Source organism: Nocardia sp. NPDC049220 (genome assembly GCF_040647855.1).
GTDB lineage: Bacteria > Actinomycetota > Actinomycetes > Mycobacteriales > Mycobacteriaceae > Nocardia.
In genome coordinates this window covers 270,611-279,133 of sequence record NZ_JBEZDA010000006.1, presented here as the reverse complement: position 1 = coordinate 279,133, position 8,523 = coordinate 270,611, and the positions used below count along the sequence as shown (strand labels likewise).

At 61.9% G+C, this 8,523-nt stretch carries 8 protein-coding genes and 1 pseudogene; 4 read left to right on the top strand and 5 right to left on the bottom strand.

The annotated features are described in order from the left end of the window. Window positions 1-497: 497 nt before the first annotated feature. Entirely contained in the window at window positions 498-1,205 is a 708-nt protein-coding gene (locus AB0C34_RS18200) for a hypothetical protein (RefSeq protein ID WP_357073786.1), read from the top strand. 46 nt (window positions 1,206-1,251) lie between these two features. Further along, the gene (locus AB0C34_RS18195) at window positions 1,252-1,587 is read left to right on the top strand and encodes a hypothetical protein (protein ID WP_357073783.1); all 336 of its coding nucleotides are present in this window, start codon (window positions 1,252-1,254) and stop codon (window positions 1,585-1,587) included. 427 nt (window positions 1,588-2,014) lie between these two features. On the opposite strand, the pseudogene AB0C34_RS18190 reads toward AB0C34_RS18195, so the two are convergent. Next, a pseudogene (locus AB0C34_RS18190) lies at window positions 2,015-2,326 on the bottom strand (ATP-binding protein); the annotation flags it as partial. A 506-nt stretch (window positions 2,327-2,832) separates the two neighbouring features. On the opposite strand from AB0C34_RS18190, the gene AB0C34_RS18185 reads away from it, so the two are divergent. Next, the gene (locus AB0C34_RS18185; protein WP_357073780.1) at window positions 2,833-3,633 is read left to right on the top strand and encodes a DUF6319 family protein; all 801 of its coding nucleotides are present in this window, start codon (window positions 2,833-2,835) and stop codon (window positions 3,631-3,633) included. Window positions 3,634-4,585: 952 nt separating this feature from the next. Continuing rightward, entirely contained in the window at window positions 4,586-4,969 is a 384-nt protein-coding gene (locus AB0C34_RS18180; protein ID WP_357073777.1) for a hypothetical protein, read from the top strand. A 432-nt stretch (window positions 4,970-5,401) separates the two neighbouring features. On the opposite strand, the gene AB0C34_RS18175 is transcribed toward AB0C34_RS18180, so the two are convergent. From AB0C34_RS18175 to AB0C34_RS18160, 4 genes are all read right to left on the bottom strand, one after another. After that, window positions 5,402-5,650 (bottom strand): hypothetical protein, encoded by a 249-nt coding sequence (locus AB0C34_RS18175; RefSeq protein ID WP_357073775.1) that lies wholly within the window; start codon window positions 5,648-5,650, stop codon window positions 5,402-5,404. Between the two features lie 244 nt (window positions 5,651-5,894). Continuing rightward, window positions 5,895-6,437 (bottom strand): hypothetical protein, encoded by a 543-nt coding sequence (locus tag AB0C34_RS18170; RefSeq protein ID WP_357073772.1) that lies wholly within the window; start codon window positions 6,435-6,437, stop codon window positions 5,895-5,897. A gap of 202 nt (window positions 6,438-6,639) precedes the next feature. After that, window positions 6,640-7,602: a nucleoside hydrolase gene (locus AB0C34_RS18165; RefSeq protein ID WP_357073769.1), complete on the bottom strand. Its 963-nt coding sequence runs from the start codon at window positions 7,600-7,602 to the stop codon at window positions 6,640-6,642. A 610-nt stretch (window positions 7,603-8,212) separates the two neighbouring features. Continuing rightward, the gene (locus AB0C34_RS18160; protein WP_357073766.1) at window positions 8,213-8,434 is read right to left on the bottom strand and encodes a hypothetical protein; all 222 of its coding nucleotides are present in this window, start codon (window positions 8,432-8,434) and stop codon (window positions 8,213-8,215) included. Between the last annotated feature and the right edge of the window lie 89 nt (window positions 8,435-8,523).

Genomic DNA, 8,523 nt, shown 5'->3' with positions numbered 1-8,523 from the left:
CCTCCGAGAGCGGAACCACCACCATCGACCTCACCCCCCAAACCTGACCCACCAGAACAGGCCATCGCCCGGCACCAAGTCCTGACCACCCTCTCGGTGGGATCCGGCAGACCGGTCGCGATGTCGGGGAATTGGTTCCACCACACATGATCTCACCGTCCGCAAATTAGCGCTGCGGGGAGCGCATCGTTGATGGTTCAACGGGGGTGGGTTGCACTCGCAATGCCGGCCAGCCAGTTCCGGACCCGGACGCGGAGATACCTGCCTCCCTGTGCCCGATCGCGCTCAAGACGTCGATGATGTGCAGGCCGCATCGTTGAAGTGCGCCGGTAGTTGTGTCTGCCACGGCTATTCGAGCGGATCGATTCCTCGGGCAACGCTGGACCCTCAGGGTCAACGCGTCGGCATGATTTGTGCAGTCGGGTAGATCACCAGGCCGACAACATGTACCCTAGGGTTGAAATCAACCCTAGGGTTAACGGAAGGAGTGTTGGGTAATGCGCGTTGGCGAGGTGAACAGTCGCCCGTTCCCTGAGGTGCTGTCAGAGGTAGCACTGCGGGACGCGACCAGGAATGACGTGATCGCATATATCGCAGAGCAGGCGCCAGAAGCGCGTCGACTGGAAGCGATCTGCGACCATTCGCTGCATTGGGACGACCCAGTGGAGTGGTCGCTCGACACTGCTGTGGGGCAGGTGTGGCACGCGTTTGTCTCTGACGTGGCCGACGATTTGGCCAATGATCCAGATGAAGATTGGGAAGCCCGTCCGGGCATGCTCTTGGACGAGATGTGGAAGCGACCAAGAGGGTGGTGGGTGTGGTGCTTCGACGTGGTGCATGGCTCTAGGCGTTTGATGTGCGATGAGGTGGTGGAGGCAGCGTTGACTGATGTGATGAGCGGGCTCGCCGCGCCACAGGAGTGGGACATCACCGATGAACTGCTGGCGGTGGAATTGGTCGCGAAGCGCCAGCTCGCAGGCGGATCTGCTGATCCAGGGAGGGTGGACAAGGTGATTCTCGATCACATGCAGCGTGCACGTCGCGAGTTGTCGTTGCTGGCGATGCTGCGTGCCCATCACATTCGCGAGGAGTTCGGCACCGAGCACCGTGCCGGAACGAAGGCGGCGGAAGCATTGAAGCTCACCCCCGCAGCCGTATCGAAGATCTTGCGAGGCGACAAGCAGCGACACCACGAATCCCATTGAAGTACAAGCCGACTAGGGGCAAGCGGTGGCCGCGGGGTGGCGGTGGTTGACCAGCCACAACGCACGCCCCGAATGCGCGATGCGACGGGCAGCTGCCTGGCGCGCGGTACCCGGCCGGAAGGTATGGCGGCGGCCCCGCCTCGGTGGCGACCCGAGCACCGCTCACCGCGCCGCGGCAGACTGCCGCGCCCTGCTGGGCCTGCTATCGGCGATAGCCGCCGACGACCACACCGTAGATCTGGGACTTTTACATACATATATGAACGCCAACGGAAAAGGCATGCAGTTGCGCGCCGAGTGGGACGACATCGCCCGCCGTCTCGCACCCATCGTGGCCGAGATCGAGCAGTTGATCGCAGCAGCACAGCGGGCAGACGGCTGACCCCCGTACCTGGTACAGCCGGATGGTGCGGCGAATGCCCGTGGCGGGCTATTAGTGAGTCGGGCAACCGGAATAGCAGAACACATAGAAGCCGGAGAGGCCTTGCAATGGCTAGCGGGTGCGAGATGCAGATGCGCCGTTTCGCGAAAGAAGACCGAGAACGTCAGCAGCGATGAGAACGATCTCGAACTGCAACCAGCGACTACGGCTTCGTCCCGAGGACACTCGGTTGAAATGGTTCTGGCAACGTCAGCGAACATCTCCTCGGCTGAGATACCGGTGATGTAAGTGCCGGGGGCGTAGTCGACGGCAGGGCGATCGAGCACAGGCTGCACGGCATCGACCGTGCGGCCGCTGACCAAGTTGTCAATGCCGACCCAATCGTGAGCGGAACCTGCTGCCCCAATTCTGAGCAGCCTGGGGTTGGTTAGTTGTTGGTTGCTCGGTCTTTGGCAAGGAGTTCCCGCCGTTGCCTGGCGCGGTAGGAGTCACCGGTGAGGGTGAGGATCTCGGCTTGGTGGACCAGGCGGTCGATCATCGCGGTCCGCCATGACCTATCTGGCCGACGCCGTCGACCCGACCCGGCTGCCGAACCCGTGAAACTTCGGCGCCACTACGCACAGATTCGCGCGAACATGTGCGCTTTGCCGAACGGCAGGTTCGAGGTGACCATGATCGAGCCTTGCTCGTAGCGGGAAGCGACGAGCTGGAAGAACAGGTTGGCTGCGTCCTGGTCGAAACGACTACGACTCTGTTTCCAGCACCGCACGGTGACTCTCGCACCTGGCATATCAGCCTCACGCACTCACGTGTTCGTCGGTCGCATCCATCTGCTCAGACGAAGTGTCAGTGGTGGGTTGACCACGGTCACGACGGCGGACTCAAGCAGCGCCGTCGCTGCCGTCGCTGCCGCCACCGGCAGCCTAGCGGCTGGCCAGGTCGGGCATATTTCAGCTCACGACTCACAAAAATCGAGAGATGCTATCATGATAGCGTTCATCGAATTAACTGAAGACCCCACTACAACCATCAGCCCAATTGAGCACCGCTACTCAAACCAAATGAAAGAGAACATGCTTCGATGCATGTTCTCTTTCATTGACAACCAGCAAAGACGAATCCGTCCCTTCCAACCTCGTCGCCCAGCGCCACAACGGCACCGTAAAGGCATAAAGCAGAGTTCCGCTCGTCCACCGTCGCACCTGATCCACCAGCAGCACCCACCCAACCCGCCTGGAGAGCACCATGTCGCCCACTCGAACCAAGCCACAACCACTGTCCGACAACGAGATTCGTCAGATAAGGACCGACATCGACAGCGGTCGACCGCCTATGGTGTGGTTCACCGCGACAGCGGTCGGCGTGCCTGAGGGGCGTTCAGGCAAGGTGATCGCACTCGGAGATCCCACCGAGGATGACTTCCTGAAGGTGAAGCCCACCGGATCCAACGACGTGCTGCCGTTCTCACCCACTGAAGTGACGCTCACCAAGCCAAATCGGCGCACCACTACTACGGCCGCCACGAGGCCGACAACGCCGAAACAGACAAAGGCAACCGGGAACGACACCACAGCTGTTCCGCTGGCAATCGAAATCCCACCGACACCGCACCGCCCGGCTCCAACCCGTCCAGCCAAACCCGTTGCGGTCAAACCCGTTGCGGTCAAGCCTGCCCCGTCCACTGAGACAGCGACTCCTGCGCCTCCTCCCGTCACTCCAGCCCCCGCCAAGCCCGCACGCCAAGCCCGCGAGAAGAACGCCACCCCAGTCCGCAAAGCGAAGACACCCGAAGTGACTGTCAGCCTCGCGGGCTCTGCCGACGGTGAATGGACTGTCGATGTGCGCACTGACAAGAAGAGCACTGTACGTGCCCTGCCGATGTCCGGCGCGGCGGTCGCACAGGTCGCCAAGCTGCTGCCCCCGCAAGTCGCCGAGGTTGTTGGCACCGCGATGGAGTCGGCGCGCGCGGCGCAGCGCACAAAGGTTGAACAGCTGCAGGCCGAACTGGAGCAAGCTCGCCGGCTACTCGACGAGCTGTCGCATTAGTCGAGGCCGACGGAAGCACATCCGTGACACCCCTTCAGGTCAGGTGTTGTGTGCGGCAATGGCGCCGATGTGACATTTCACGCAACCGACTCTGTCAGGCCACGGTGCAGGTGGCTCGACAGAGTCGGTTGCACTCCGCAGCAGTTTCAAAGATTCTGCGAAGCAACAAACGCCGACACAGTGCAAAACAGCAGGCGCCTTAGCCGACAAGCGGCTTGGGTCCGGGCTGCGGCGGGAAAGCCAATAGCGAGCCCTCACTTGCGCGCCGTCACGACTCCTTCGAGCGCAGCGTGGGGACATTGGTCGCTAGCCGAACTTGGTTATGTCGCCAATTGCATTGCATCAAGCGTATCGTTATCGAACATGAGTTCGAATGGCGTACACCAGAACGGCTTGACACCCGTCTACGGGCTCAGCACCGGCCGAACCGGGGTCAATCCAACGCGGCTGTACGAGACCAGCCCCGGACACTGGGAACAACCCGCGCCGGTCGCCTGCCCATCGGGGCATCGACTCGGACGGGGGCGGGTCATCGTGGGCACGGAGGCGTGCCCCGCCGTCCCTACCGGCCGGCATCTGACGCATCGCTGCGCGTGCGGCACCGTCATCTACACACCCGCCCAAACGCGCCATTGCGATCACCGCGCGTTCGACGGACGCTGAACCGGCCGCCAGCCCGCAAGTGCACACCGACACTGCGGCGGCTTCAGCTCCGATCATGAGTGCCGGATGCCACCCCTCGCCTACTCAGACGCCGACAGATACGCTAGCGTGCTAGCATAGTCGCATGTCCGTGTTGGTGTCATGCCTCCGACTATCTCCTCACTGTCTCAGGTCGCAATCGACACAGCGACAAACGTCGCGACTGTGATCGCTGCAATGACCTGGGCGTTCGCGAAATTCGCAAGCTTCTGAACACCAATCAACCCGCAACACGAAAAGAGAACTACCAATGGGATGGTCCGTCGGATACGACGAGAACTGGAAGCGTGACATCGGCTATGGAGTACCCGGGGGTTGCGATCACCCCGGCTGCACCACCGAGATCAACCGAGGTCTGGCCTACGTGTGCGGCGAAGAGCCGTATGGCGGCGAAAAAGGCTGTGGCCTCTTCTTCTGCACCCACCACCTGTGGATCTCTGAAGTCCAACTATGCGAACGCTGTACCGACGGTAGTGAGCCGTTCACACCTTCTCCAGATGTCAATCGGTGGATCAGCAGGAAGTTGACCGACTCAAGTTGGGCGCGCTGGCGTAACGAGAACCCTCACCAGGTACGGCTACTGATGGAGCAGCAGACCGCCGAACCGAAATTCCAGATTGGCAAAGCCAATTGACAAACGGTGAACCGGTAATGCTGACGCTGAGGACACACGACGGCCGCGAGGTCGCCTACCCCAAACCCAAGTCGTCAGCTACCTTCAACGAGTCAAAAGGGGGAGGAATTTCCTGGGACGCATGGTCATGGAATCCCGCGACCGGCTGCATCCACAACTGCGACCGAGGTTCACGGTTTCGCGGGCGGAGCGGATCACGTTGACGGCCTCCTGGATTCGGGCCTGGTCCTCGTTGGACAGGACGGTGATGTCGGCTTCGATGCGGCGGATCAGAGCCCGCAACTGGTCGATTTCCTCGTCGCGGGGTGTGAGCTGAGCTTAGGCCCAGTCCTGCAGATCGGTGGCGGCTTGGAGGCGGGCCCGGTCGGCGAGCAGCTGCTGCAGGTAGGACTTCAGCTCCGGCAGGTAGGACGGGTCGCTGCGGAAGTGGCCTCAGCCCAGGCAGGTGAACTTGTAGGGGCATACATGGCCGCTGGCCTTGACGTTGGACGGTTCGGTGCAGATGCCGAACGGGACGGCGACCTGGCCGATGCGCATGCGCGCGTGGGCATCGGCCAGCAGGCCCTGGATGCGGCGGAAAACCCGCCGGCCCTGCCCGTCGAACTGGTGGGCACTGACCCGGTCGACCGCGGCCCCCACGCGCTTCTCGGTGACGCGGTAGTAGTTGATCGTGACCTGCATAGAATCGTGATCCATCAAGTCCCGCAACACATCTGGTGCGACATCTTCATCAGCATGCCTCTGGGCGAAGCAGTGCCGAGGGGGTCCGACTTTGGCGAGCCAGCGGGAAAGCAGTCTACGCTGTTACGACCTCGAAGCTATGCGGGTAAGTGAACTTTGCCGCACAACAGATCTGGCTCACTTGATCGTTCGGCCATTCTGAATCTTTCCCACACGGTGGGTACTCGGCGCCGGCAGGGGGTCCTCAGCGGTGCCAGTCCTCCGATGCAGGAACAGCACTGTCCCATGCTTTCTCGAACTCCTCTGGCGTGATCTCCTGGTCGGCCAGATCTGGATCCCATAAGTCGATCGGCGGATTGAGAGGGAAGTCGTCAAGGCCGGTCCGGATCATCTCGCCGGTGTCGCGTACTTCGACCTGGCGGGTGCGGTAGCTGTTGGTGATCTCGATCAGGTAGTCAGCGGCCAAGACGCCATCGCCGTCCCAGCGCTGACGGATATACAGCAGTTCGCGGTCCGACAGCACCCCGAAACCCGTCCGGCTCCGCTGGGCATTTCGCCGCGCGCGAAGATCTTGCAATCCCGAGTCGGCGAGATCGTCGACATCAACCTCGTCCAAGTCCCATTCCAGGGCATCCGCCAACCGCTCCAGATCGTCAATGACCCAGATTTCGGCGAAAGTCTCAGTGATCTCGCGGGCTGAACGTGCGTGGACCCACCACCAGCAACCACCCATCCCGTAGTCATGACATACCAGGAACCGTTGCTTTGGGGTCCCGTCTACAGTCACGGTTGCCAGCGTAGATAACAGCCCCCAGCGAGACACACCCATCGGCGACGGCAGATTTCGCCGCCGCCGACGGGTCTCAGGCCCGCTGACCAACGTCAGATTTCAGCGATTTCCGAAGTCGGGATTCACCACCGTAGCCACACCCATAATCACGGTATGGCTGTACCCAATGTCCTGCTGACTCGCGCCTAGCCTGGCCGGGCTATGTACACAGTCCGAGAGTGGCCGCCGCGGCGAGCGTGTCAAGCAACCGGTCCCAGTCCGGTCGCCGCGCTGGCTTGCTGGCGTATAGCGTCGCCTCGAGCCATCTCAGGAATCCTGGGTAGTCGACCTGCGCTGAGAACTGCGCGGCATGTTGCGTCCCCGAGGTAATGCATCCGTTGCCAGCGAGGTCGAACTGTCGTTCCTTCCAGGTCGCGAACTGGCCACGCATAGCAGCAAAGGTCAGTGCACCGTGCAAGTAGGCCACCGTGCCGTCCCCGCGGCCGCACCACCGATCGATATGTGTGGTCATCAGTTTTGCCCACTGTTTGTATGACGCGGCGGCCAGCTGATGATAGATCGGGCTGTGGGTGTCGAGTTCGGTAACTGCGGTCATGCTGTGCTCGGACGTGATCAGCGAGATGTTCGATGCCTGTGACAGAACGTTCTGCACCGCGTGCGGGTCAGCCTGGAAGTTGCGTTCAGGCCGTTGAGGGTGGGCTAGCGCGCCGCCCGACTGCCAGATGTGCATTCGTTGTGTCAGGTCTAGGCGGTGGCCTGCGCCGGCGTCTGCTGCGAGCAGAGCGGCAAGGTCGGTGAGGGGCCCCAGCCCCAGCCAGCGCAGCGGCTTCGATGCGTCACCAGCACTGCACATCTCGGTGACCACCTGGTAGAGGCTGGTGGCATTATCGTCGCTGTAAGGGAGAAGGGGATACAGGCCATCAGTAGTCGAGAGTGTGCTCTGCTCCTGCACCTTGCCGGCGATGACTTGGACGTCATCGCGGCCGAGTAGGTCGAGCAGATGTCGCGCGAACGCGGCCCGGCGGTTACCAGGAACCTCTGCCGCGGACACCACCGCAGTGAGGTGCGGGTCGCTGAACGCCACACACGCCAGAGCGAGCGCGTTCCCAGGGTCACTGTCCATTTCGAGGCTGACGATCAGCGGACTCTCCGACAGAGACATCGTGAATCTTTCGGCTTGAGCGCCCCCAGTGCCAGGCCGCAGGGAGTCGTGGCATCCGACACCGGTGTCGCCGAGCATGAGCGTCGCCGGGCTGGTCATTTGCCCACCGCGCTTCGAGTACAGGCGGTGGCGATGTTGACGGCCATCTCCACGACCGCGTGGAACTCGGGCCGCCGGTCCGAGTCGGGTTCGGTAATCCAAATGCGCCTGTTGTCCTCGGGACTAGGCAGCATGATGAGGGCTCCGGTCACGGTGGGTGTGATCGCGTGCCGGAAAAGTTGGGCGGACAGTGTGAGCAGAGCCCGCCGCTCGGAATCGTTCGCTTTTCCAGCACGGTGGTCGATAGTGGATCGTGCTGGTTTGGTGATGAATGTCCAGCGACCAGTCCGGCCGCATCCAACGATGGGCGCATTGAAATGTTGATCATTCATCTTCATCACTGCTGCTATCGCTTCTTGTACTTGGGCGCCGAGAGCTGACGACATCTGCACTGCAGCGACCGAAGAAGTCGGCAGGATGATCCGCCCACTGGGGCTGACATACGCAGCAGTGAAGCTGTTTTCGTTGCGGTATCGCGCGCACCGCTGCTCAGCAGTTTCACGCACAGTTACTATCGCCATAACTCCTCGCAGGGCATTCGGGTGGCTGGAAGTACGCCGTCATCGATGACGACGGCGAGGATTGCGGAATGGCTTGCGCCCAGTTTCGCCATGAAGTTGCGAGCGGCGGTGCGGTGAACGGCGTAGTTCATCACGATCCCGAGAGCTGGAACTTCGAGTCGCAGATGGGTATCGAGATCCGGCCTTGTCTGCTCGGTCACGTCCTTGGGCATCGCCGCTCACCGCTCGCGCCAGCAGGAGCGAAGGGCATCGAGCACCTCGTCAGTGGAGGGTCGCGACGTGTCTGTTGGGATCCGGTCCA

Bases quoted from the DNA above. Each gene is read 5' to 3' on its own strand.
- AB0C34_RS18200 (WP_357073786.1), top strand. From the start codon at position 498: ATGCGCGTTGGCGAGGTGAACAGTCGCCCGTTCCCTGAGGTGCTGTCA.
- AB0C34_RS18185 (WP_357073780.1), top strand. From the start codon at position 2,833: ATGTCGCCCACTCGAACCAAGCCACAACCACTGTCCGACAACGAGATT.
- AB0C34_RS18180 (WP_357073777.1), top strand. From the start codon at position 4,586: ATGGGATGGTCCGTCGGATACGACGAGAACTGGAAGCGTGACATCGGC.
- AB0C34_RS18175 (WP_357073775.1), bottom strand. From the start codon at position 5,650: ATGCAGGTCACGATCAACTACTACCGCGTCACCGAGAAGCGCGTGGGG.
- AB0C34_RS18165 (WP_357073769.1), bottom strand. From the start codon at position 7,602: ATGTCTCTGTCGGAGAGTCCGCTGATCGTCAGCCTCGAAATGGACAGT.
- AB0C34_RS18160 (WP_357073766.1), bottom strand. From the start codon at position 8,434: ATGCCCAAGGACGTGACCGAGCAGACAAGGCCGGATCTCGATACCCAT.